Source organism: Shewanella decolorationis S12 (assembly GCF_000485795.1).
Lineage (GTDB): Bacteria > Pseudomonadota > Gammaproteobacteria > Enterobacterales > Shewanellaceae > Shewanella > Shewanella decolorationis.
This window is the reverse complement of the sequence record NZ_AXZL01000069.1, coordinates 126,228-148,945: the sequence shown is the minus strand read 5'-3', so window position 1 is coordinate 148,945 and position 22,718 is coordinate 126,228. Positions and strand designations below refer to the sequence as shown.

Annotated in this window: 19 protein-coding genes; 10 read left to right on the top strand and 9 right to left on the bottom strand. The window is 47.1% G+C overall.

What is annotated here, in order from left to right; genetic code table 11:
• Window positions 1–77 precede the first annotated feature (77 nt).
• Window positions 78–701: a 2OG-Fe(II) oxygenase gene (locus tag SHD_RS13610; RefSeq protein WP_023267644.1), complete on the top strand. Its 624-nt coding sequence runs from the start codon at window positions 78–80 to the stop codon at window positions 699–701.
• A 65-nt stretch (window positions 702–766) separates the two neighbouring features.
• On the opposite strand, the gene SHD_RS13605 is transcribed toward SHD_RS13610, so the two are convergent.
• Window positions 767–2,008 (bottom strand): dicarboxylate/amino acid:cation symporter, encoded by a 1,242-nt coding sequence (locus tag SHD_RS13605; RefSeq protein ID WP_023267643.1) that lies wholly within the window; start codon window positions 2,006–2,008, stop codon window positions 767–769.
• Between the two features lie 287 nt (window positions 2,009–2,295).
• Here SHD_RS13605 and SHD_RS13600 point away from each other — a divergent pair, with 287 nt between their 5' ends.
• The 5 genes from SHD_RS13600 (at window position 2,296) to SHD_RS13580 (ending at window position 8,779) form a co-directional block, all read left to right on the top strand.
• Window positions 2,296–2,721, top strand: coding sequence for a YqaA family protein (locus SHD_RS13600; RefSeq protein WP_023267642.1), 426 nt, complete (start codon window positions 2,296–2,298; stop codon window positions 2,719–2,721).
• A gap of 141 nt (window positions 2,722–2,862) precedes the next feature.
• On the top strand, window positions 2,863–5,712 hold the full coding sequence (locus tag SHD_RS13595; protein WP_023267641.1) for a M16 family metallopeptidase: 2,850 nt from the start codon (window positions 2,863–2,865) through the stop codon (window positions 5,710–5,712).
• A 182-nt stretch (window positions 5,713–5,894) separates the two neighbouring features.
• The gene (gshA, locus tag SHD_RS13590) at window positions 5,895–7,544 is read left to right on the top strand and encodes a glutamate--cysteine ligase (RefSeq protein ID WP_039978402.1); all 1,650 of its coding nucleotides are present in this window, start codon (window positions 5,895–5,897) and stop codon (window positions 7,542–7,544) included.
• Entirely contained in the window at window positions 7,544–8,005 is a 462-nt protein-coding gene (locus SHD_RS13585; RefSeq protein WP_023267639.1) for a hypothetical protein, read from the top strand. Before gshA ends, SHD_RS13585 begins: the two co-directional genes overlap by 1 nt.
• A 156-nt stretch (window positions 8,006–8,161) precedes the next feature.
• Window positions 8,162–8,779 (top strand): transglycosylase SLT domain-containing protein, encoded by a 618-nt coding sequence (locus SHD_RS13580; protein ID WP_023267638.1) that lies wholly within the window; start codon window positions 8,162–8,164, stop codon window positions 8,777–8,779.
• 48 nt (window positions 8,780–8,827) lie between these two features.
• Here SHD_RS13580 and SHD_RS13575 read toward each other — a convergent pair whose 3' ends face one another.
• The 4 genes from SHD_RS13575 to dauA all read right to left on the bottom strand — a co-directional run bounded on the left by SHD_RS13575 (window position 8,828) and on the right by dauA (window position 13,848).
• Complete coding sequence (locus SHD_RS13575) at window positions 8,828–10,090, bottom strand: sensor domain-containing diguanylate cyclase (protein WP_023267637.1); 1,263 nt, start codon at window positions 10,088–10,090, stop codon at window positions 8,828–8,830.
• Between the two features lie 152 nt (window positions 10,091–10,242).
• Window positions 10,243–11,340, bottom strand: coding sequence for a 5-(carboxyamino)imidazole ribonucleotide synthase (gene purK / locus SHD_RS13570; protein WP_023267636.1), 1,098 nt, complete (start codon window positions 11,338–11,340; stop codon window positions 10,243–10,245).
• Window positions 11,340–11,831: a 5-(carboxyamino)imidazole ribonucleotide mutase gene (gene purE / locus SHD_RS13565; protein ID WP_011626975.1), complete on the bottom strand. Its 492-nt coding sequence runs from the start codon at window positions 11,829–11,831 to the stop codon at window positions 11,340–11,342. The genes purK and purE overlap by 1 nt, the downstream gene beginning before the upstream one ends.
• A 244-nt stretch (window positions 11,832–12,075) precedes the next feature.
• Entirely contained in the window at window positions 12,076–13,848 is a 1,773-nt protein-coding gene (gene dauA / locus SHD_RS13560; protein WP_039978394.1) for a C4-dicarboxylic acid transporter DauA, read from the bottom strand.
• A gap of 225 nt (window positions 13,849–14,073) precedes the next feature.
• Here dauA and SHD_RS13555 point away from each other — a divergent pair, with 225 nt between their 5' ends.
• From SHD_RS13555 to SHD_RS13540, 4 genes are all read left to right on the top strand, one after another.
• Window positions 14,074–15,951, top strand: coding sequence for a vWA domain-containing protein (locus SHD_RS13555; RefSeq protein ID WP_023267634.1), 1,878 nt, complete (start codon window positions 14,074–14,076; stop codon window positions 15,949–15,951).
• 44 nt (window positions 15,952–15,995) lie between these two features.
• Window positions 15,996–16,598: a sigma-70 family RNA polymerase sigma factor gene (locus tag SHD_RS13550; protein WP_023267633.1), complete on the top strand. Its 603-nt coding sequence runs from the start codon at window positions 15,996–15,998 to the stop codon at window positions 16,596–16,598.
• Entirely contained in the window at window positions 16,591–17,316 is a 726-nt protein-coding gene (locus SHD_RS13545; protein WP_023267632.1) for a hypothetical protein, read from the top strand. Before SHD_RS13550 ends, SHD_RS13545 begins: the two co-directional genes overlap by 8 nt.
• 218 nt (window positions 17,317–17,534) lie before the next feature.
• Window positions 17,535–18,071: a hemerythrin domain-containing protein gene (locus tag SHD_RS13540; protein ID WP_039978393.1), complete on the top strand. Its 537-nt coding sequence runs from the start codon at window positions 17,535–17,537 to the stop codon at window positions 18,069–18,071.
• A 72-nt stretch (window positions 18,072–18,143) separates the two neighbouring features.
• Here the strand turns inward: SHD_RS13540 and SHD_RS13535 are convergent, their stop codons facing one another.
• From SHD_RS13535 to SHD_RS13520, 4 genes are all read right to left on the bottom strand, one after another.
• Window positions 18,144–18,329: a DUF3545 family protein gene (locus tag SHD_RS13535; protein ID WP_007650190.1), complete on the bottom strand. Its 186-nt coding sequence runs from the start codon at window positions 18,327–18,329 to the stop codon at window positions 18,144–18,146.
• 216 nt (window positions 18,330–18,545) lie between these two features.
• A complete protein-coding gene (gene pgi, locus SHD_RS13530; RefSeq protein WP_023267630.1) occupies window positions 18,546–20,183 on the bottom strand; it encodes a glucose-6-phosphate isomerase in 1,638 nt (545 codons plus the stop codon).
• A gap of 20 nt (window positions 20,184–20,203) precedes the next feature.
• Window positions 20,204–21,160, bottom strand: coding sequence for a transaldolase (gene tal, locus SHD_RS13525; RefSeq protein ID WP_039978392.1), 957 nt, complete (start codon window positions 21,158–21,160; stop codon window positions 20,204–20,206).
• A 246-nt stretch (window positions 21,161–21,406) separates the two neighbouring features.
• Window positions 21,407–22,519: an OmpA family protein gene (locus SHD_RS13520; RefSeq protein ID WP_023267628.1), complete on the bottom strand. Its 1,113-nt coding sequence runs from the start codon at window positions 22,517–22,519 to the stop codon at window positions 21,407–21,409.
• Window positions 22,520–22,718 lie beyond the last annotated feature (199 nt).

Below are 22,718 nucleotides of genomic sequence, written 5' to 3'. Positions count from 1 at the left end.
ATCAGGCTCAGTTTCCCCCTCCTTTGAGCCCTTGAGTACAGCTAAAGCGTAGCCTCTTATTATTGGATGTAGCATTAATGGTTTCGCAATTAAGTGAAGCAGTGCTGGATGTGATCGCTGACGCCTTGGTAGACAAAGGCTATATTTTTTTACCCGAGTTAATTCCTCACCCCATTAGCCAAGTATTATTGGAAAAAATCCAAACAACAGAAATACACGAGCTCAAAGCGGCTTCGATTGGACGTGGTGCAGAGCAGCAACTCAACCCCGATATCCGCCGTGATAGGATCCAGTGGCTGGAGGAGCAGAGCGAGCCAGACAGCCTCTATTTAGACTTGATGACGCAGTTAAAGGATGGCTTAAATCGTCGCTTATTTATGGGATTGTTCGACTATGAAAGTCATTATGCTGTGTATCAACCCGGTGCTTTTTATAAGAAGCATGTGGATGCGCTAAAAGGCAGTCAAAACCGTATCTTAACCACGGTGTTTTTCTTAAATCCGGATTGGACGCCTGCAGATTGTGGCGAGTTGATTATTTACGATGAAGCCGATAATGAGATTGAACGCATCACGCCTAAAATGGGCCACTTTGTGATTTTCTTAAGCGAGCGCTTCCCGCATGAAGTGACTAAAACCCAAGCGCAACGTAATAGTATTGCTGGCTGGTTTAGGGTGAGTAATAGCATGCATGGCTTTTAAAAGGGCTAAAAAAACCACCTTAGTTAAGGTGGTTTTTTTGTATACAGTGATGCAATCCCTAGGTATTAGGCTAATGTTGCCTCCGTATCTTTGGCATTAAACTGTTCAATATCCAACTCATTTTCTGATTTACCAATCACAACTGCGGTCATCATATCGCCAGTGACGTTGGTCGCGGTGCGGATCATATCGATAATACGATCAATTGCGGCAATAAAGGCGATACCTTCTAGGGGCAAACCAATCACACCTAAGGTCACTGTTAACATCACCATGGCGCTGCCTGGCACGCCAGCAGTACCCACAGAGGCCACTGTGGCTGTAACGGCAATCATCACATAATCTAAGGTGTCGAGTGGAATACCGTAAATTTGAGCGATAAAAATCGCAGCAATCGCAGGGTAAATACCACCACAGCCATCCATGTTCATAGTGGCGCCGAGTGGCATAACGAAGGCGCTATAACGCTTTGAAACACCCATGGTTTCAACCGCTCTAGTGCTGGCGGGCAGAGTGCCGAAGCTAGAAGAGGTACTAAAAGCCACTAACTGAGCGGGCATCGCTTTACGGAAAAATTGTATTGGGCTTAATCCTGCTAATTTTACAAAGCCACCATACACAAAAATCATATGGATAAGAGCGGCAATATAGATAGCGGCGATAAACTTACCTAGAGGTAATAGGGTCGATAAACCATATTCACCGACTACCCAAGCCATTAAACCAAACACGCCGATAGGGGTAAGTTTAAGCACCATGCGTGTCAGTTGGAACATGACTTCTGCACCCGCTTCGATGGTGCGTTTTAGTGGTTCTGCTTTCTCACCAACTTTGTTGATGGCGATCCCGACTAATGCGGCAAATACAATGATCTGCAGTACTTTTCCATCCGCCAGTGAGGCAAAGGGATTCACTGGGATCATATCGAGCAGCACCTGCGCAAACCCTGGAATATTGCGCTCACGCACTTCTGTGGTGGCCAGTTGCATTGTGCCGCCCATATCGATAAGCGAGCCAACAGCCAAACCTATCAGTGAGGCGATAGTGCCTGTCAGCATGAACATGCCTAAGGTCTTAAGACTTAAGCGTTTGAGATTCGTTTGAGAGCCGAGCGAGGTGATACTGACCACAATCGCACAAAAGACCAGTGGCGCAACCAGCATCTTAATGGCACTGATAAACAAATCACCAAGGGGTTTAAGCACGGTAGCGGTTTCACCTAAAAGTACGCCAACGAGCGCACCTAAAATAAAGCCGGCGAGAACTTTTTGCCAAAAAGGAATGCGGCTAATGGTTTGAAGAATCATGCGTTTTCCAAAAATATATCATTACAAGCCCATGGACCTGAGATGCTAGTATGAGTATCCACTTGAAGTGAATGAACTTATACCAAGCGACGAGTTAGGTACAGGACATTTTTTGCCATTAAAGGCATTGTATCGGCTGTGATAGGGTTATAACAAACCGATTTTCTTATAACTTATTGTGATAAATGAGTTTGTTGTGAAATGGTTAGTCGCTACATCCTTTTAACGCTGTGGTAGTTCTCTGTTTGTGAGCGTGAAAGAGCTGTAATTTCATAGAGTAAGCTTTTATGTCTGAATTAAGTATGATGTTTTCTGGGGCTTTTTTAGCCGCCACCTTGTTACCGGGAGGATCAGAAGTTTTACTGATTGCGTTGCTGAATAAAGCGCCGCAAGCTTGGGTCGCATTAGTGGTGGTGGCCAGTGTGGGTAATACCTTAGGGGCGATGACGAGTTTTTATCTAGGGCGCATCGGCCGGTTTGCAAAGTCCCCCGAGGCGCTAAGTGAAGGAAAGCATGCCAAAGCCTTAGCCCTTATTGAGCGTTACGGTGTTTGGTCGTTATTGCTGTCGTGGGCGCCAGTGATTGGCGATCTATTATGTTTATTGGCGGGATGGTTAAAGCTTCGGGCGTTCACCGCATTAGTGATGATTTTGATCGGCAAAACCCTGCGTTACCTTATTGTGGCGGCCGCCACATTGCATTGGTTTAGCTAGTTTTTAAATGTGTTGTTCGGTTAAAGGACGATAAGGCTACAAAGGAAGTCCTTGTATTACTTGGAACTTTGTAGGGATTAAAGAGTCAGAACTCATTATTGATACCGAGCATTCTACAGGGGCTAATTTTTTAGCCTATTGATGTATAAGGGGAATACCTTGAAAAAATGGATATTAGCGGTCGCGATTTCCGCCGCACTCGCAGGTTGTGCCACCCAAACCTCAACTCAATTACCCGCGGGCATAAAGTTAATTGAAAATGTGCAACTGAAGGACTCTGAAGTCGGTATTCCCTTTAAAAAATATCAGCTTGCCAATGGGCTAACGGTTATTTTGCATCAAGATCATTCCGATCCCTTAGTGCATGTCGATGTGACTTATCACGTCGGCTCAGCCCGTGAACTCGCTGGTCGCTCTGGGTTCGCCCATTTATTCGAACATATGATGTTCCAGGGCTCTGAGCACGTTGCCGATGAACAACATTTTGAGGTGGTGACCGAGGCCGGAGGTACGCTGAACGGTTCCACTAATACCGACAGAACCAACTACTTTGAGACAGTCCCTAGCAACCAGCTCGAAAAAATGTTGTGGCTCGAGTCTGACCGTATGGGCTTTTTGTTGCCGGCGCTGACCAGCGAGAAGTTTGAAGTGCAGCGCGAGACAGTGAAAAACGAGCGTGCTCAACGCATTGATAATCAACCCTATGGCCGCATGAGCGAGCGCTTTAATCAGGCGATGTTCCCGGTCGGTCATCCCTATTCTTGGCCTGTGATCGGCTGGCCAGAGGATCTTAACCGCGCCACAGTGGATGATGTGAAACACTTTTTCCAGCGCTGGTACGGCCCGAATAACGCCACGTTAACGATTGGCGGCGATTTTGATGAGCTGCAAGCCTTAGCCTGGGTAAACAAATACTTTGGCGAAATCCCCCGTGGCCCCGAGGTTCAACCTGAGCCTAAGACCTTAGTTACGCTCGATAAGACGCGCTATATCTCGATGGAAGATAACGTGCATCTGCCGCTGATCCGTATAGGCTTTCCGACTGTGTATGCCAGCCATCCCGATGAAGCTGCGCTGGACTTATTAGCTAATATTCTCGGTGGCGGTAAGACCTCACTCGTTTACAAAAACCTTGTGAAGGACGGTTATGCCGTGCAGGCAAGCGTGAGCCAACCCTGCCAAGAGTTAGCCTGTCAGATGTCGATTTATGCTTTAGCCAATCCGCAAAAGGGCGCAACCTTAGCCGAGCTTGAGCAGCGTATTCTCGACTCAATTAATGAGTTTGAGCAGCGCGGCGTCACCGACGATGACCTGCAAAAAGTGAAAGTACAGTTTGAGGCCGATACCATTTTTGGCCTGCAGAGCGTAAAAGGCAAAGTATCTATGCTTGCCTTGAATCAAACCATGTTTGGTGAGCCGAATAAGATTGCTTCCGACCTTGCTCGTTACGCTAACGTCACTAAAGATGATGTGATGCGGGTATTTAAAAAGTACATCAAAGACAAGCCCATGGTGGTGATGAGTGTGGTGCCGCAGGGAATGACGGCTTTAGTCGCTCATCCGGATAACTTTACCCCTCAAACCTTGCCTGTGGCAGATACGGCTGTAGAGGGCGATTTACCCACTGCTAAGTTGGGGTCAAGTTTCGACCGCTCCAAAATGCCAGCCTCTGGCGCGGCGCCCGTGCTTAAAGTCCCGACAATTTGGAGCACTAAGTTAGCCAATGGCATCGAAGTGATGGGCACTCAAAGCAGCGAAACCCCAACAGTAGAGTTAGTGATTTATCTTAACGGCGGACACAGATTAGTGCCCGTTGAAAAGGCGGGTCTAGCAAGCTTGACCGCCGAGATGCTGAATGAGTCGACGCAAAAGCGCTCAACCGAGCAGTTGTCGCAGGCGCTTGAGATGCTCGGCAGTACGGTGGACTTTAGTGCCTCCGAAACCCAAAGCACAATTAAGGTATCGGCGCTTACCGAGCACTTGGATGAAACCTTAGCCATATTGGAAGAAAAGCTGTTCACGCCTGCGTTTAGCGAGGCCGACTTTGCGCGGGTGAAGCAGCAACAATTGCAGCAAATTCAGCATATGCAGTCAGACCCTGGGTATGTCGCTAACTCTGCGCTGTATAGCTTACTTTATGGTAAGAATAACGCCCTAGGTGTGAGCGATGCAGGGACCTTAGATTCCGTTGCTGCGCTGACACTTGCGGATGTGAAGGCGTTTTACGCCGAGCAGTACCGTGGGGCGAACGCTAAAATCATTACAGTAGCGAATCTGCCTGAAAGTGCATTACTACCTAAGCTCGCGGGATTGAGTCAATGGCAAGGGGAGGCGAGTACATTGCCGCCACTCAAGTCATTCCCTGCTCTGAAGGGCGGGACGATTTATCTGATAGATAAACCGGGCGCAGCTCAGTCGGTGATCAATATAGCCAAACGTGCCTTACCCTATGATGCAACAGGTAATTATTTTAAATCTTACCTGATGAACTATCCGCTTGGTGGCGCCTTTAATAGCCGAATTAATCTTAACCTACGTGAGGATAAGGGCTATACCTATGGGGCTCGCAGCTCATTTACCGGTGGCGTGGAAGTCGGTGACTTTGTGGCCTCAAGTGATGTGCGTACCGATGTGACGGCCAAGGCAGTAAATGAATTTATCAAAGAAATCAAAGCCTATCAGCAGAATGGGATGACAGATACTGAGCTAGGCTTTATGCGCAGCTCGGTTTCCCAAGGGCAAGCATTGGATTATGAGACGCCTTATCAGAAGGCTGGCTTTATGCGGATGATCCAGCGTTACCAGCTGAGCCAAGATTTTACTACCGAGCAGGACAAAATTATAAATACTGTAACAAAAGATGAACTCAATGCCCTCGCGGCTTCCGAGCTAGATATCTCGAAAATGATCATCTTAATCGTCGGAGATAAGGCTAAAATTGAAGCAGATTTAGCAACTTTAGGCTATCCAATTGAAACTTTAGTATTGTAAATTAGCTTTTCGACCCAATATAAATTGCAGACAAGCTAATTGCGCAGCACAACCTCGCTGCAGTCTAAAGTGTTAACGAGCAAGGCGGTGACAGCATTAGCTGTCACCGTCTGCGTTTTATCGCAGAAGAATGTAATTAGGCTTGTCCAATGGACAGGTTTAGATTTATTTTGAGGCGTATTTTGAAAGATAAGCCTCAAAATAAAGGTCTGACTGTTAACCTTGTCGCGATAGCGAATCACCAATCAGAGAAGCGCAAATTGAAGCCATTCAATGAATTAGTACAACATTTCTCGGACGCTCAAGGGCGTGCCGCACTCCTTGGCATGTTACGTGGAATTGAGCGTGAAGCGCTGCGTATCGACGAGTCAGGTTACCTTGCGTTAGATGGTCATCCAGTAGAGCTTGGCTCGGCATTAACGCATTCGCGCATTACGACAGATTATAGTGAGGCACTGCTTGAATTTATCACTCCAGTGAATAATCAGGTTGAGCCGCTATTGCAAGGCTTGACCGAGACCCATGCCTTTAGCGTACGTCATTTGCATGGTCAGCGCTTGTGGCCCGTGAGTATGCCTTGTTACGTGAAGGATGAGCAGAATATCCCGATCGCCCGTTATGGCACTTCGAACACGGGTAAGATGAAAACCTTGTATCGCAAAGGTTTAACCTACCGTTATGGCGCCCTGATGCAGATTATCTCTGGGGTGCATTTTAACTTTTCGGTTTCGCAGGAACTGTGGCAAAGCCTCTATGAGTTGAGTGATAAAAGCGTGAGCTTCGAGGATTTTATCTCCGAATCTTACTTTGGCCTTATTCGCAATTACCGCCGTTTAGTCTGGGTATTACCTTATCTGTTTGGGGCATCGCCTGCGCTGTGCAGCTCCTTTATCAAAGGGCAGAAGACCGATTTACGCTTTGAAAAATCGGGTCGCGGCACCCTGTATCTACCCTATGCGACTTCGCTGCGGATGAGCGATCTGGGTTACACCAATAAAGAGCAGGAAGATCTCAATATCAGTTATAACTCCCTGCCCGAGTATCTGGCTGGGGTGAGAGCCGCGATTAAGATGCCATCGGCCAACTTTGCCAATATCGGCGTGAAGGTGGATGGTGAATATCGCCAGCTCAATGCTAATGTGCTGCAAATTGAAAACGAATTTTACTCGCCTATCCGCGCTAAGCGCGTCACCAAAAGTGGTGAGAAGCCCTCCGAAGCCCTTGCACGTGCAGGGGTTGAGTATATTGAGGTGCGTGCATTAGATGTGAACCCCTTCAGCCCGATTGGGATTGAAGAGGACCAAGTGCGTTTCCTCGACCTGTTCTTACTCTATTGTTTATTAACAGATTCTCTTAAATCAGATGCCGCAGAGGAAGCACGTTTAAGTGCTAACTTAAAGTCTGTTGTGCTTGAAGGCCGTAAGCCAGGGCTTGAGCTGCTGACCGATTCGGGCACGCGGCCATTGCAGAGTTTGCTCTTGGATCTGTTTGAGCATTTGGATTCATTGGCCAAGTTACTCGATGGCGATAAGCAGGACTACCAAGCGGCCTTAGCCCATTGGCGTGAAGCAGTAAATGACCCACAAAAAACCTTGTCGGGCCAAGTGCTTCAGCAATTGGTAACCAAGGGGCAAGATCATGGGCAGTGGGTGATGTCATTGGCTCAGCAATATCACCAATACTTTATGGATTATCCCTTATCAGCCGAGGTTATCAGCGATTATCAAGCCGAGGCGCAAGCATCGCTTAACAAGCAAGCGGACATCGAAGCGGCGCAAAGTGCGGTATCCTTTGATGATTATCTGACGGACTATTTCGGAACTTCATCCTAATGAGTCACTATTTAACCGGGCACAAACTTACACTAGCCGCCAGTCTATTCGGACTCACGGCATTGTTGTCTGGTTGTGCCTCTTCGCCTGAAGATAACTTAAGTTGCGGCACTGTGTCTGGGTATTTACAGCCCGATGCCAGCACCCATTGGTATCGCGTAGTGGTGACCCATCTCAATGGTAAGCCCGTGGTGTCGAAACCTAACTATCAATTGGCGCCGGGGGAATATGAGTTCACGGTCGCTGAGCTGATTGATGATCCTTCTCTTGGGGTTTCTCTCAGTGCGCGTACTCCTAAAACCTTTAAGTTAATGGTGGAAGGGCATCAGCGTTACCATATTGGCGCTTTATTCCACACGGATAAGCGCTATATGGGCAAGGATAGCGACTATTGGGAGCCTGGGGTGTGGCAGCAAGAAAACCATGAATGCCAGTTTGATCTCAGCCCTGAAACGAAATAGTCAGATTTAACAATGGATTGTGATTTCTGTTAATGAGTTTGGCCTGATAATAGGCGCTAAGGTGATCTTAGCGCCAAAAACAGGATTGGCGCTTTGCCTCACCCTATGACTGTGGGATGATGGGCCAGTTTTATTTCTTGGGAGAACAAGCGCTGAATGAAATGGCTTTCGACAACTCTGCTATGTGCATCCATAGGGTTACTCTCTGGCTGCGCCACTTCTCCGCCTAAATCTCCCGATAACCTTTGCGATATTTTTCAAGAGCATCGTTCATGGTACGAAGCCGCAAAGGACACCCGTGATAAATGGGGCGTGCCTGTGCATGTACCACTGGCGATGATGTATCAAGAAAGCTCCTTCAAGCATAATGCCGCGCCGCCAATGGAATATTTTTTAGGGTTTATTCCCATCGGGCGAGCCAGTGATGCCTATGGCTACGCGCAGGCAAAAACCATGACCTGGGATGATTATGTTCGCGAGACGGGAAACAGTTGGTCTTCTCGCAGTAATTTTGATGATGCCATGGATTTTATGGGCTGGTTTATTTACAAGACCAATAAAATCAATGGAGTTTCCAAGTGGGATGCGAGGGCGCAATACCTCAACTATCACGAAGGGTGGGGAGGCTATCGCCGTGGGACATATAAGTCTAAGGCGTGGCTAATTAAAGTTGCGGCTAAGGTGGATGACAGGGCTAAGCGCTATGCTGCTCAATATAAAACCTGTCAGGAGGATTTAGATTCTTCTTGGCTATGGCGCTTATTCTTTGGCTAGTAACATTCATGCGTTTAGGAGCTTATGGTTGATAAGCTCCTGATGCCACTACTGCGCCAATTGGTTATTGGCCGCAATCGCTTCGAGTGCTTTTACCGCTTTCTTCTTACCGCGTTTTTGCTCATACATGGCTTGGTCTGCCAATTTAAATGATTTTGCCCAATCATTGTCGTATGCGGCTATACCCACGCTGAAGTTAAGATTTAAGGATGACTCTTGGTGTAACTTGACGCGCATAGCATCCAAATCGCTTTCAAGCAGCTCTAATGGACCATGGCAGAGGGCGACAAACTCATCACCCCCGAAGCGCGAGATAATGCCTTTATGCTTCCAATAGCTCAGTATGGTATTCGCTACTCGCTTAATGGCCATATCGCCCGCCTGATGCCCATGCTGATCATTAATGGTCTTGAGATTATCCATATCGATAATCACCAAAAAGCTGCCTAGATGAGCCTTAGGTTGCCAATGTTGCAGAGCATCTTCGAAGTTTTTACGGTTATAGAGTCCGGTTAAGTTATCGAAGTTGGCGAGTTTAGTGATTTGCAATGACTTCTGGTACAGGGCAATCGCATTGCTGGCTTCATGGGTGAGAATAGAGACCAGATTGCGGTCGTAATCACTAAAGGCTCCGACACTACTGCTGTCGAGATTGAGCATGCCATAGAGTTTGCCATCGATGCGTATTGGGCTTGAGAGCGTAGAACGTATCGGTTGCTTAGCCGCGGTGAGTAAGATGTGCTGCTCTTCGCCAGTGAGCGTACTGGCGGCATTGATGTTCTTCATATCATCCACTACCACCACGCGATCGCATTTGCCCTTAGTGAGTCGATATTCGAAGGACTGCTCGAGGGAAAAATTCAATTGCTTGAGCATGTGAAGATCGAGCCCTACAACGGATTCGAAGTGCAGTTTATGGGTCTCTTCATTGACTTTGATGATGCTACCCATTTCGGCCCCGTTAATGATGCAAACGGCTTTATTCAGCAGTGCATCGAGAAACGCATGTTCATTTTTATACTGGCTCGATAGATGGGCAAGCTCGTAAATGGCGTCGTTAATGCTCACCACTTGCTCTAAGTGTTGCCATAGACGGGTTAAGCGCCCTTGGTGCAGGTAGTAAATGAGGCTGTAGGCAATCACATAGATAAGACAGACAAACAGCAGCGGCAGGATAGTCCAGCCTTCGGTGGGAGCATTAAACACAAACAGTAAGACGAATAATACTATTGGCACTATCAGCAGCAATAGATGATAGCGATAGTCCAGGCGGTCTATGGTTTTACGTTTAAAATTATCCCTTAATTTCACTCGGCAGTTCCTTTGTTCGTGCTCCGGTTAGTCAGCTTTAATCACTACATCACTAACTCATTCACGCTGAGTATGGATAAGTATATAACGAAGATAAAAAAACGACTGATAAGGGAACAAAATTGCTCCCTTATCAGTGGTCTGCGGCTCGGTTAGGCTTTAGCGAACTCAGCTAAAATCCAGGCGAGTGGCGCTTGGTATTGGCTTGGCATCCAAGTTTGCAGCGCGCTAATACTGTCTTTTAACACGGCAGTATTCGGCACAGAAAGGTTTAAGTGCCCGACTTTACGCCCTAGACGAACCTCTTTGTTGTACCAATACAGCTCGGCATTGGGCAGGCTTAACCAGCGGGGATCGTTTTCGATACCAATCAGGTTGACCATCACGCATTGAAAGTTCACCTGTGGCTGCGGAATCACAATACCGCACAGGGCTCTTAAATGCAGTTGGAATTGATCCATATGGGTGCCCGCTTGGGTCCAATGGCCTGAGTTGTGCACCCGTGGGGCTAACTCGTTAACCAGCAGATTATCGCCAACACGGAAACACTCCATCGCCATCACGCCGACATATTCCAGCTCATGCATAATGGCGCTGAGCATGCCTTCCGCTTGGGCTTGCAGGTGATTCAGGCGAGTCAGTGGCGAAATTGAGGCCATCAAAATGCCGTCTTGGTGCAGGTTGAGTGTTAATGGATAAAACACGCATTGACCTTCACGGGTACGTACGCCGACTAAGGAGACTTCTTCATCGAAGTTGATTGCTTGTTCGGCAATGGCCAAGTTACGCCAATCATGGGGGATCTCTCCCGCTTCGGCTTGTTTTAGCCAGTGTTGACCCTTACCGTCGTAACCACCCATGCGGCGCTTCATTAGCACGCGAGGGCCAAAATCTTGATACAGATTTTCGATGTCGGTTTTATCATCTACAAGTGTCCAAGGCGCGGTTGGAACTTGGATCTGATCGAGTAAGCTTTTTTGGCTGTAACGATCGGCCAAACGGCTAAATACTGGGCCGTTAACAAAATGCGGATGGGTGCTGAGTTGTAAGCTTAAGGCGGATTCGGGCCACTGCTCGCGTTCGGCGGTGATGATATCCTGAGGTGCCAGCGGCAGGATTTCATCGGTTGGCGTCATGATATCAACGGCGCGAACATCAATCGCCAGAGGTTCGCCCGCGTGGGTCAGCATGGCGCCAAGTTGGCCATTACCTAATACCCAAACCTTAGGTTTTGCGCTTGCTTGAGTCATTAGGCTTCCCTCGGATCGGGATTGTCCAGCACTGCGCGGGTTTGTTCTTCTCTAAAGGCTTCTAAACGTGCGGCAAGCTCAGCATCGTTATTGGCTAAGATTTGGCAGGCGAGTAATCCGGCGTTAAAGGCTCCAGCGGTTCCGATGGCCAGTGTGCCTACGGCAATGCCTTTTGGCATCTGTACGATAGACAGTAAGCTATCCATGCCCGACAGCGCTTTGCTTTGTACTGGTACACCTAATACGGGTAAGCGAGTTTTTGAGGCAATCATACCGGGTAAGTGAGCGGCACCGCCTGCACCACCGATAATAATTTTAAAACCACGGTCAGCGGCTCCGGCTGCAAACTCCATCAGTTTATCTGGCGTTCTATGGGCTGATACGACTTCAACATGGTAAGGCACTTGCAGTTTATCCATGATCTCAGCGGCGGCTTCCATTGTGGGCCAATCACTCTTAGAACCCATAACAACAGCAACAAGGGCTTGCATGATAACTCCTTAACTCACTAATTTTAATTATATTTCGACCTTGTATCAGGTCTGGGTACAGTCGATGTCCGCAGCCTCTATCAGAGCCGGGAGCATCATGGCGCAGAATAATAGCATGTAAAGCCTGATTTCTGACGTTTTTTGCGCGTAAAAATAGCGCTTTTAGCGTGGATAAAGTGTTCGCTGAATGGGCTTAAATCCCCTGAGACCGTTAAAGGTTTCAGGGGGCAAGGTATAAGAAGGGTTAACTTGAGGGTGACTGAGTGGTAGTCGTACTTGATTCGACAATCTGTTCTGGCACTGGCGCTTCTGCCAAGGCTTCGCGCAGGGTGGGATAAAACTTCAGTACGCCTTCAATCGGTTGCACTTTAGCTCTTGCTAGGGTGCGAATGGGTTGGAACTGCAAATCGGCAATGATCAGCTTAGTGTGGTTAAGTTTACATTTATCGATGAGCTTATTGAGCGCTGCAAGACCACCCGCATCGAGGATGGATACCCCATCTAAGTAAAGGACGATGACTTGTTTGTCTTGAGTAAGGCTCGCTATTTCGGCAAAAATTCGATCAGCTGCGGCAAAAAACAATGGGCCGTTAATTTTTATCACCGCCCAGTCAGCGGATAGGGGTTGATCGACATAGCGTTTATTGGTGCTGATATCATAGAGCTTGGTCATCTCAGCAATTTCTTTCATAAACAGCAGGGCGGCTAAGATAATGCCCACGCTGATGGCGATCACCATATCGAAGATCACCGTTAAGGAGAAACAACTTAAAAACACCAAAATATCGCTGGTGGGTGCCGTTTTCAGTAAATGCACCGCTTTGGGGGCTTCACTCATATTCCAAGCCACCACCAATAATAATGCGGCCATGGCTGACATGGGTAAGTAGGCTAATACTCCTGCGAGCGCGACTAACCCAACCAAGACCACTATGGCGTGGATCATCGATGCGATCGGACTCTGGGCACCCGCCTTAACGTTTGCCGCGCTGCGCGCAATGGCCGCCGTTGCTGGGATACCGCCAAAAAATGGGGTAATGATGTTTCCTATACCTTGGCCGAGAAGCTCACTGTTCGCGCTGTGGCGTTTTCCAGTCATACCATCGAGTACCACGGCACACAGCAGCGATTCAATCGCACCTAACATGGCAATCGCAAAGGCGGCGGGCAGTAAGGCTTGAAAAGTGGCTAGATTAAATTCAAAGGTTTGACCGTTTGCGCCTGTTTGTAACCAAGGCCATTCAAAGTGCGGGAGAACTGCGGGAATACCTGTGCCGACACTGCCGTCACTTAACTGATAATGAAAGCGTGTCCCTATGGTTTCAATATCGGCGCCCATGGCATTTAACACTAGGGCAAGAATACTGCCTAAGGCGATTGCGGGCAGATGGGCTGGTACTGGGATCTTCAATTTAGGCCAGAGTAGCATAGTGGCTAAGGTGGCCGCGGCGACTAACAAGCTCGGCAAGTGAAGGCTGGGTAATGCCTGACCTAAGGCCATGATTTTGGAAAAATATTGCTCCGGCATGTGCTCTATATGCAGGCCAAAGAAGTCTTTTAGCTGCAAAGTTGCAATCACTACCCCAATCCCTGCGGTAAAACCTAAGGTGACGGATTCAGGGATGTAGAGGATCAATCTGCCGAGCCTTAACATCGCCATGGCGACTAACATCATGCCTGACATCACAGTCGCAATGAGCAGCCCCGCCAAACCAAATTGCTGGGCGATGGGATAGAGTAACACCACGAAGGCGGCCGTTGGCCCTGACACGCTATAACGGGAGCCGCCCGTCATCGCAATGATAAAACCACCGACAATGGCGGTGTATAGGCCATATTGTGGGGCAACACCGCTGGCAATCGCCAGTGCCATTGCGAGCGGAATGGCAATAATCCCGACGGTGAGCCCCGCCAGCAAATCTTGTCCAAAACGTTTAACCGAATACTTATCTTTTACGCACGCCTCGCTAAGGGCGTGGGCAATTCTTAATGAAAACAAATGAGCAGAGTGTGACACGTGTGGGTCCATAAACGCGGCTTGTTACAAGGCTCTATTTTAGAGTCCAGAAAAATGTCCTTGTGTGATCATAGTTGCAAAAGACGGTTAAATGTCTTTGTTTTTGATAAATACTGTGCTTGGTAAAGCGGATGTGACAATTTCTCTCATCAAATAACCCTTTTGTACCGGGGGGGCGTTTATAGGGATATCCACCATTGAGAACACTTTGATTAGGTCACTATCATGAGATATCCATCTTCAGTCTTTCGCCATAAAGCGCATTTAAGTTTTGTTATTTCGGGATTAACACTCGCTGTATTACTTGGATTGAGTGCTTGTAGTGATAAAACTGCAGAACAGCAAAACCCTGCTGAATTAGCCGCTCAAGCAAAACTTGCCGCCGAGCAACAGGCGGCGCTTAAACAAAGTGCAGAGCTTGATGAAAGGGCGGTGCGTCAGGCCAATAGACAAAGAGATGCCGCAATCGTCATGCATGGACAAGCCTCGTCAGCAAAACTGCGGACAATGAGTGCAGAGAATCGAGCCTATATGGCGCAACCTGCTGCCAGTATCAGTGCGGCACCAGCGTTAAACCGCGATTGGCCGGGGGCTGTGCCACCCGTTCGTAATCGCTTCGAGAAGCAAGTGCAAAACGGCATCATGGTTGCGGGGGAAATCCCAGTTTCCACTTTTGCTATCGATGTCGATACTGGTAGTTACACGACATTAAGGCGAATGCTAAAGGAAGGGCGATTACCACAGAAGGACACGCTGCGGGTTGAGGAAATGCTCAATTATTTTTCCTATGACTATCCACTGCCTGGGAAAAATGAGGCGCCTTTTAGTGTTACGACCGAGCTTGCGCCATCGCCCTATAGCGATGACATGATGTTACTTCGCATCGGTTTGAAGGGATATGAGCAGAGTAAAGCTGAACTGGGCGCCAGTAACTTAGTGTTTCTGCTGGATGTGTCTGGGTCGATGGCATCGCCCGATAAGTTACCTCTGCTGCAAACTGCCTTGAAAATGCTGACTCAGCAACTGAATGCTCAGGATAAGGTTTCGATTGTCGTCTATGCCGGCGCTGCTGGCGTGGTGTTAGATGGCGCAGCTGGTAACGATACCCAAACCCTTAACTATGCGTTAGAGCAGCTCAGTGCGGGGGGGTCAACCAATGGGGCGCAGGGGATTCAGCTTGCCTATCAATTAGCGCAGAAACACTTTGTTGAAGGCGGCATCAATCGAGTCATTCTCGCGACCGATGGTGATTTTAATGTCGGCACGACCAACCTTGATGAGTTAATCGATTTAGTTAGCTCGCAGAAACAACAGGGCATAGGGCTAACAACACTCGGTTTTGGCATGGGCGACTACAATGACCAGCTGATGGAGCAATTAGCCGATAAGGGCAATGGGCAATATGCCTATATTGATTCTATCAATGAGGCGAGAAAAGTGCTGGTGGAACAGTTAAGTGCAACCTTACTCACTATAGCTAAAGAGGTGAAAGTGCAGGTTGAGTTTAATCCCGCCCTTGTGGCCGAGTATCGTTTGATTGGCTATGAGAACCGCGCCCTCGCGCGGGAGGATTTTAATAACGATAAGGTGGATGCGGGCGAAATTGGCGCTGGGCATACAGTCACGGCGCTTTACGAGTTGCGTTATGTGGATGCGGGCAATTTGGCCAATGATAAACTTCGCTATGGCTATAATCCCAAAACGGGTAATGAAAAATATAGCCGCGACGAAATCGCCTATCTTAAATTACGTTATCAGCTACCGGATGAGGCTCAAAGCCAGTTACTGAGTTATCCGATTCGAGCAGACCAAAGGGTAAAATCATTAGCGCAGGCGAGTGATGATTTTCGTTTTGCCGCTGCGGTGGCAGGATTAGGACAGTTGCTGAATCAAAGCCACTATTTGCATCAATTTGATTATAATAAGCTTAGTGCGCTCACACGTTCTGCGCTGGGGGAAGATACCAGCGGCTATCGACATGAATTTATGCAACTTGTCGATACAGCTGCGGCACTCGCACAAACACAGCGAGCGCCAATCAAAAAATCCTTTGATGCCGGAGATAAACCTTTCCCGCCCGAGGATAAACCGCATCAGCAATGAGTTAAATTATTATATTTCAGTTAGTTAACCATTAGGGAGCTGCCATGGCCCTGGCGATACCGCAAATGCATGCCCATGAGCATACCGATGAACAGTTAATGCTGCGCTATGCCAAGGGCGATGGCAAAGCGTTTGAGCAGCTTTATCTTAAACACAAAGGCGCTTTGTACCGTTACTTTGTACGCCAACTCGGCGACAAACAGTTAGCCGAAGATTTATATCAAGAAACTTGGGGACGGGTGATCCGTGCAGCATCCAACTATGAGCCGAGCGCCAAGTTTAATACTTGGCTCTATCGGATTGCCCATAATCTGTTGATTGACCATGTCAGAGCGGTTAAGCCAGTAGATCTAGTCAGCCACGATAACGAGGAAGGGCTAGATACTTTTGTGGGGGCGGAGCATGAGCAGCCCGATGTGCATTGGCAGGAAACGCAAAAGAGCCTGTTACTGAAGACCTGTATTGCCCTGTTACCCCAAGTGCAAAAAGAGGCCTTTATTCTCAATATCGAAATGGGCTTTACCGCAGCAGTGATCAGCGATATTGCCGGGGTAACACTCGAGGCGACTAAGAGCCGCATTCGTTACGCGTATCAAAGCTTAAAAGATTGTGTCAATGCTAAATGGCAGGAGGTTGGCCATGAGTAATTCCACTCTGTCATCGGAAGAAGAGGCACTACGTCAGGAAGTCTCGGCTTGGTATCATAAACAAGCACTGGAAATGCCGCCTGAGAGGCTCGACCAAGATATTTTGCGCCTATCACAGGCCCGCCTAGCTGAAATGAATGTGAGCCAACTTAAGCCTGTAGCTACGCCCGTGTGGCGCCGTTTCCCATGGGCGTTATCGAGCGCCGCCTCCTTAGTGCTTGTCGTTGGTTTAGTGACCCTTAACCGAGGCTATTTTGAAGAGGAGTTAGTCGCGCCAGCCGCTTTGACTATGAGTGCGCCAATGCCCGCTCAAACTCAGTTAGATAACGCTGCGCAGCAAGCCGAGATGGCGCATCAAGCCAAAGTGGAAGAGGCCGCCACACAAAATCGGCAAAGGGAAGTGATAAAGGCACAGGCTAAGATGTCTGCGCAGGAAAATCAGCAAGCCGAGTCTCGAGCATTACGGCAAATAGCACGGGCATTGCCTCAGAATGAGGTAGCCGTAGCGGCTGCACCACATGATAAAAGTGTACTGATGGCGTCGTTAACACGTTTGCAGGCCTTGATTGACTCGAAACAAATACAGGAAGCCTTAGCACTTGAGCAGCGCTTAGTGGAGCAATTTCCTGAGTTGTCGAAAAGTAAGACTGAAATCGCTTCTGAAGATCTTGGTGCAGTAGAAAAATTTAAAGCGTTACAGCAGCGCCTTCATCAATAGTTCAACTCCATCTTAATTAGCGGGGCATAGTTGCGTTATGCCCCGCTGACGTGCGTCTTTTATTCGTTAAGTAGTGGTATTTATCTAACCTTTTTACAGGCCGTAATGTTAATTACTTGATCATGGTCATAAAGCGAACAGGAATTCGCCTGCTATATTGGAGATCGATAAACGACTTGACTAGTATCAATAGTCAAAGCCCAAGTTCAGGAGGCGATATGCTTAAAAGACTCATGCATGATCATAAACATATAGCAGTGCTATTGAATGTCTTGAAAAACAAACAGATGAAATTAGCTGAAGGCGAAGCCATTAATTTTATCGTGGTTCGGGACATAGTTGAGTATATGCAAGGATATGCTGAGCGAAGCCATCATCCTGTAGAAGACATTATTTATACATACTATTTGGCGCACAAAGCGAATGATGAAATTGATAAGTTAAGCGCAGAGCATCAAGTAGTTACCGCGGCTTCTTCGGCGCTTATGGGCACGTTAAATCTTATCTTGAGCGATATAGTTGTTGCTAGGGATAAATTGATTGCCGATTTTGCAGAATATGTTGATCTGCAAGAGAAGCATATGCAAATGGAAGAGCGGGAAATTTTCCCTTTACTTGCAAAAACCTTAACTGAGCAAGACTGGAAAGTGATTGAGCAGCAATGCCAAGTATCTTTAATCGACGATCCTTTGTTTCTTGACCGTGAGCAGCAGGCATTTGATGAACTACGTTCTTATCTCAAAACATCCGAGTAGGTTAGCGCGTAAAAATAGAAAAAGCGCCAATGGCGCTTTTTCACTATATATAGGCTGTATATAAACAACGGGTTACAACTGGATAGCGTCTATATCGTAATCAAAGTTGTTATCAATCTCTTGAAGTTCCTTGAGTAAACGATGTTTGTCCTTTAACGCTTCAATTTCTCGCCACTTACGCTTTTTATTGGAGCCTCGCGAGCGATCGGGTCTTTCTACGACTTCATCTAGCGCACAACCATAATCTAAACGATCCATGGTAACCTCCTGTTGTTGTATGTTTTGTCAGCGATTAAATAACATATTTTCAAAACAGGGTGCAAGAATTATGTTTCATTTGTGTTAACTTGAAATGAAGTTTGAGTGATATATCATTGATCTTCGCGAGAGTGTTAAAGGAAGTTGTTAGCGAATATTTTAGGTTTATTAATAAGATAAAATAAAAAAGCCAGCGATTGCTGGCTTTTTGTTCGATCAGATTTTGCCCTGTCGATACAGGTTAATTAACCCATTGCTCGAGGCATCTAAGGCGGTGGCGTCTTGCTCGGTGCCGATGCGGGCGAGGACGTCATTGCCTAGGGTTTTACCGAGTTCAACACCCCATTGATCGAAGGAGTTGATGTCCCAAATGGCGCCTTGGACAAAGGTTCTATGCTCATAGAGCGCAATTAGCGCGCCTAGAGTTTCAGGAGTCAGCTTATCCATTAACAGCGTGTTGCTTGGCTTATTGCCTGGCATGACTTTGTGTTTGGCGATAAGTAACTTTTCTTCATCACTTAAGCTGCTCTTGCTCAATTCGGCTAGCGCTTCATCTAAAGTGCGGCCTTGCATGAGAGCCTGAGTCTGTCCGAAGCAGTTAGAAGCTAACTGATCATGGTGCTCTCCGATAGGATTATGGCTTTGCAGCGGCATAATGAAATCGGCCGGAATTAATGCAGTACCTTGATGCAGCAGCTGGTGGTAAGCGTGCTGACCATTTGTGCCTTCGCCACCCCAAATGACAGGACCCGTGCTGTAATCCACATGGGTGCCATTAAGCGTGACCGATTTACCATTACTTTCCATATCCAGTTGTTGGAAGTAAGCGGGAAGTCCGCGTAGGTAATGATCGTAGGTCAAGACCACATGGCTCTGGGCATTAAAGAAATTGCCATACCACAGAGAGAATAAACCCATGATTACGGGCATATTTTCCGCCAGAGGCGCATTGGCAAAATGGGTATCCATTTGGTGCGCGCCCTTTAATAGGGAACGGAAGTTATCCATGCCGATGAGTAAAGCGATGGGTAAACCAATGGCTGACCAAAGTGAATAACGACCACCAACCCAGTCCCACATTGGGAAAATATTGTCAGCATCGATACCAAAATCGGTCGCTTTTGCCACGTTAGAGGTCACGGCAACAAAGTGTTTCGCCACATCTGACTGTGAACCACCTTTGGCTAAGAACCATGCCTTCGCCGTTAGGGTATTGGTCAGCGTCTCTTGTGTACCAAAAGACTTAGACGACATGATAAACAGAGTGGTTTCTGGATCGAGCAGCTTGAGTTTTTCACTAATCGAAGTGCCATCGACGTTGGCAACGAAATGACAATTGAGGCCTGTAATCCAGTAAGGGCGTAATGCTTGGGAAACAATTTTAGGGCCAAGGAATGAGCCACCGATACCGATACTGACAATATCGGTAATGGCTTTGCCTGTGTAGCCTTTCCACTGTCCTGAGGTGACTGAAGTGACAAACTGCTGCATTTTGTTCAGCGTTTGCTGTACTTCAGGAACGATATCTTGACCTTCGGCAATAATGGATTGCTGCGCAGTACTGCGCAGCGCGGTATGTAAGACGGCACGTTTTTCGGTGGTGTTAATAATATCACCAGCAAACATGGCCTTGATTTTAGCGTCAAGCTTTGCCTCTTGCGCCAGTGTCAGCAGCAAGTTGAGTGTTTCTGGTGTCGCTCTATTTTTTGAATAATCTAAAAATAGGCCGCAGGTAGAAAGTGACATATTGCTAAAGCGTGCTGGATCACCTGCAAAGAGTTCCCGCATATGCGGGATCTGCTGGCTATGCGCTGCTAACGCTTGCCAAGTTGTGCTTTGGGTCAAGATAGTCATCTAATCGTCTCCGAAGATACTTAGTTTGCCAGTTTTGCCTTTAGCATGACTTCGAGTTTGCCTTGGTCGATGGCGAAGTTACGGATACCTTCTGCTAGCTTGTCGACGGCCATAGGATCTTGGTTGAAGTCCCAGCGGAATTGCGCTTCGGTTAAAGGCTCACCCGCTGCAACCGTGGTGCTGGCAGGAAGCAGTTTAGGTTGAATAGCAACTTGAGAGTTTGCCAGCTCTTCGAGTAATGAAGGGCCAATAGTCAGGCGGTCACAACCCGCTAATTCGATGATTTCACCGATATTACGGAAACTTGCGCCCATGACTACTGTGTTATAGCCATGCTGTTTGTAGTAGTTGTAAATTTCAGTCACAGAAACGACACCTGGATCATTAACTGCATCATAGTCTTTACCTGTGTCTTTTTTGTACCAGTCGAGGATGCGGCCTACGAATGGAGAAATTAAATACACGCCAGCTTCAGCACAGGCACGCGCTTGAGCGAAGCTAAATAGTAGAGTTAAGTTACAGTTGATGCCTTCTTGCTCTAACTCTTTGGCAGCACAAATGCCTTCCCAAGTTGAGGCTAATTTGATCAGAATGCGAGATTTATCCACGCCAGCCTCTTGGTAGAGACGTACTAGTTTATGCGCTTTCGCAATGGATTTTTCTTTATCGAAGGATAAGCGGGCATCGACTTCAGTTGAAATTCGGCCTGGAACCAGTTTCAGAATTTCCACGCCAATATTTACGGCAAGTTTGTCGCTGGCATCATCAATCTGTTGCTCAATATCAGCACTTTGTAATTTAGCCCATGCGATTGCATTGTCGATTAAAGCGCTATACTCGGGAATTTGAGCCGCTTTTAAGATGAGCGATGGGTTGGTCGTTGCGTCTTCTGGCTGATAGCGTTTAATCGCTTCAATATCGCCTGTATCGGCCACAATCGTAGTGTATGACTTGAGTTGCTCTAATGTATTTGCCATGAAAAACATCCTTCTCAGATAGCGGTCTTAACTCAGAAATGAACTGATGACTATTAGAAGCGATTTTGCCAACTTTTCCAACCATCAATGTAAAAAAATTACAAAAATGGTAAAACGATATCGTATTGGCATGAAAGCTGTGATTGTATTGCAACGACATGTATGCATCATCAGATTGAATAGTGTAGATGTTATAAAAACAAAAAGTCGCTGCAAGCAGCGACTTTTTTATTCTTAAGAGTGCAATTACTTCAGAACAGGTTGTTTTTCAGTAGTTGTCACGATAGCTTCGATGCGGCGGTTTGCAGCATGAGCTTCTTTAGAGTCACCAGCCACTAATGGCTTAGTGATACCGTAACCGTTAGAAGTTACACGGCTTTGGCTGATGCCATATTTTTCAACAAGGATCTTAGCAACAGCGTCAGCACGCTTGTCAGACAGAACCATGTTATATTCTGGTTTACCTACGTTAGAAGCGTGACCCGCAATTTCAACTGTGAATTCTGGGTTCTTGTTCAGGTAGTTAGCCAGTCTTTCGATGTCTTTGTAGTACTCTTTCTTCACTACTGCAGAATCGTTAGCAAACTGGATAGAACCAACATCTTCTTGCTTCTTAACGTTTTCATAGATAGTACAGCCAACAGAGTCAACTTTGTGAGTTGCTGGAGTAGCTGGACACTGATCTTTATCGTCGTAAACACCATCGTTGTCTGAGTCAACTGGTGCTGCTGCAACTACAGCGGCAGCTACAGGAGCCGCGACTGCTGGAGTACCAAAACGGTAGCTTAATTCTAAGCCCCAGTAGTTGCTGTCAGCTTCAATCGTGTTGAAGTCAGTATCGTCTAAGTTTTCATAGCGACGGTATTTAGCTTGTAACTTCAGGTTATCAGTGAAGTTATAGCCAACACCAGCACCAAAGTAAGGTGCAAAATCATTAGAGCTGTAAGAGCTAGACGATGTAGCAGTACGTTGGCTGTTTTCTAGGGTGTAGTACATTGCACCTGCTTCAGCAGATAGGCTCCAACGGTTACCTAGCGGCCATACACCAACTAGGCCAAGAGTTGCACCTTTTACGTCTGCATCGTTGCTGATGCCACCAGTGGTCCAATCAGCACTACCTAGATCACGAAAGCCGATTTCTGCACCAAAGTAGTCATTAAACATATAGCCAGCGAAGATGTCCCATGCATATGGATTATCGTCACCGTTGTCAGTTGCGATGTGTTCATAGTTATTAACGCCTAAACCTGCGCCAACATACCAAGGTGTAAGTTCCTGAGATGCGCTGGCAGCAAGTGGAAGCATTGATGTAAGCAAAACTACTTTTAATGTATTCTTCATCATTTTCTCTAAGTCCATTGTTTATGATTCTCCACCAAAAATATGCTTTGCGGGTTTTATGCAAAACATTGCTAGCACTTAGTGTGGGGATCCTTTGGTATTGTAGCCAGCGATTAATTATCACCGCATTTGTTAAAACTTTCCAGTGTTCAGTCTGAAGTTTTTTTATCGAATAGCATTTTGTTTCTTATTTTGGATGTTAAAAAGGCATCCCTGA

Coding starts and splice junctions, on each gene's coding strand:
- SHD_RS13535 (WP_007650190.1), bottom strand. CDS start 18,329: ATGGATCGTTTAGATTATGGTTGTGCGCTAGATGAAGTCGTAGAAAGA.
- SHD_RS13520 (WP_023267628.1), bottom strand. CDS start 22,519: ATGGACTTAGAGAAAATGATGAAGAATACATTAAAAGTAGTTTTGCTT.
- purE (WP_011626975.1), bottom strand. CDS start 11,831: ATGCAAGCCCTTGTTGCTGTTGTTATGGGTTCTAAGAGTGATTGGCCC.
- SHD_RS13545 (WP_023267632.1), top strand. CDS start 16,591: ATGAGTAATTCCACTCTGTCATCGGAAGAAGAGGCACTACGTCAGGAA.
- SHD_RS13595 (WP_023267641.1), top strand. CDS start 2,863: ATGTATAAGGGGAATACCTTGAAAAAATGGATATTAGCGGTCGCGATT.
- purK (WP_023267636.1), bottom strand. CDS start 11,340: ATGACTCAAGCAAGCGCAAAACCTAAGGTTTGGGTATTAGGTAATGGC.
- SHD_RS13610 (WP_023267644.1), top strand. CDS start 78: ATGGTTTCGCAATTAAGTGAAGCAGTGCTGGATGTGATCGCTGACGCC.
- SHD_RS13600 (WP_023267642.1), top strand. CDS start 2,296: ATGTCTGAATTAAGTATGATGTTTTCTGGGGCTTTTTTAGCCGCCACC.
- tal (WP_039978392.1), bottom strand. CDS start 21,160: ATGGCAAATACATTAGAGCAACTCAAGTCATACACTACGATTGTGGCC.
- SHD_RS13580 (WP_023267638.1), top strand. CDS start 8,162: ATGAAATGGCTTTCGACAACTCTGCTATGTGCATCCATAGGGTTACTC.
- pgi (WP_023267630.1), bottom strand. CDS start 20,183: ATGACTATCTTGACCCAAAGCACAACTTGGCAAGCGTTAGCAGCGCAT.
- SHD_RS13605 (WP_023267643.1), bottom strand. CDS start 2,008: ATGATTCTTCAAACCATTAGCCGCATTCCTTTTTGGCAAAAAGTTCTC.
- SHD_RS13585 (WP_023267639.1), top strand. CDS start 7,544: ATGAGTCACTATTTAACCGGGCACAAACTTACACTAGCCGCCAGTCTA.
- SHD_RS13540 (WP_039978393.1), top strand. CDS start 17,535: ATGCTTAAAAGACTCATGCATGATCATAAACATATAGCAGTGCTATTG.
- SHD_RS13550 (WP_023267633.1), top strand. CDS start 15,996: ATGGCCCTGGCGATACCGCAAATGCATGCCCATGAGCATACCGATGAA.
- SHD_RS13555 (WP_023267634.1), top strand. CDS start 14,074: ATGAGATATCCATCTTCAGTCTTTCGCCATAAAGCGCATTTAAGTTTT.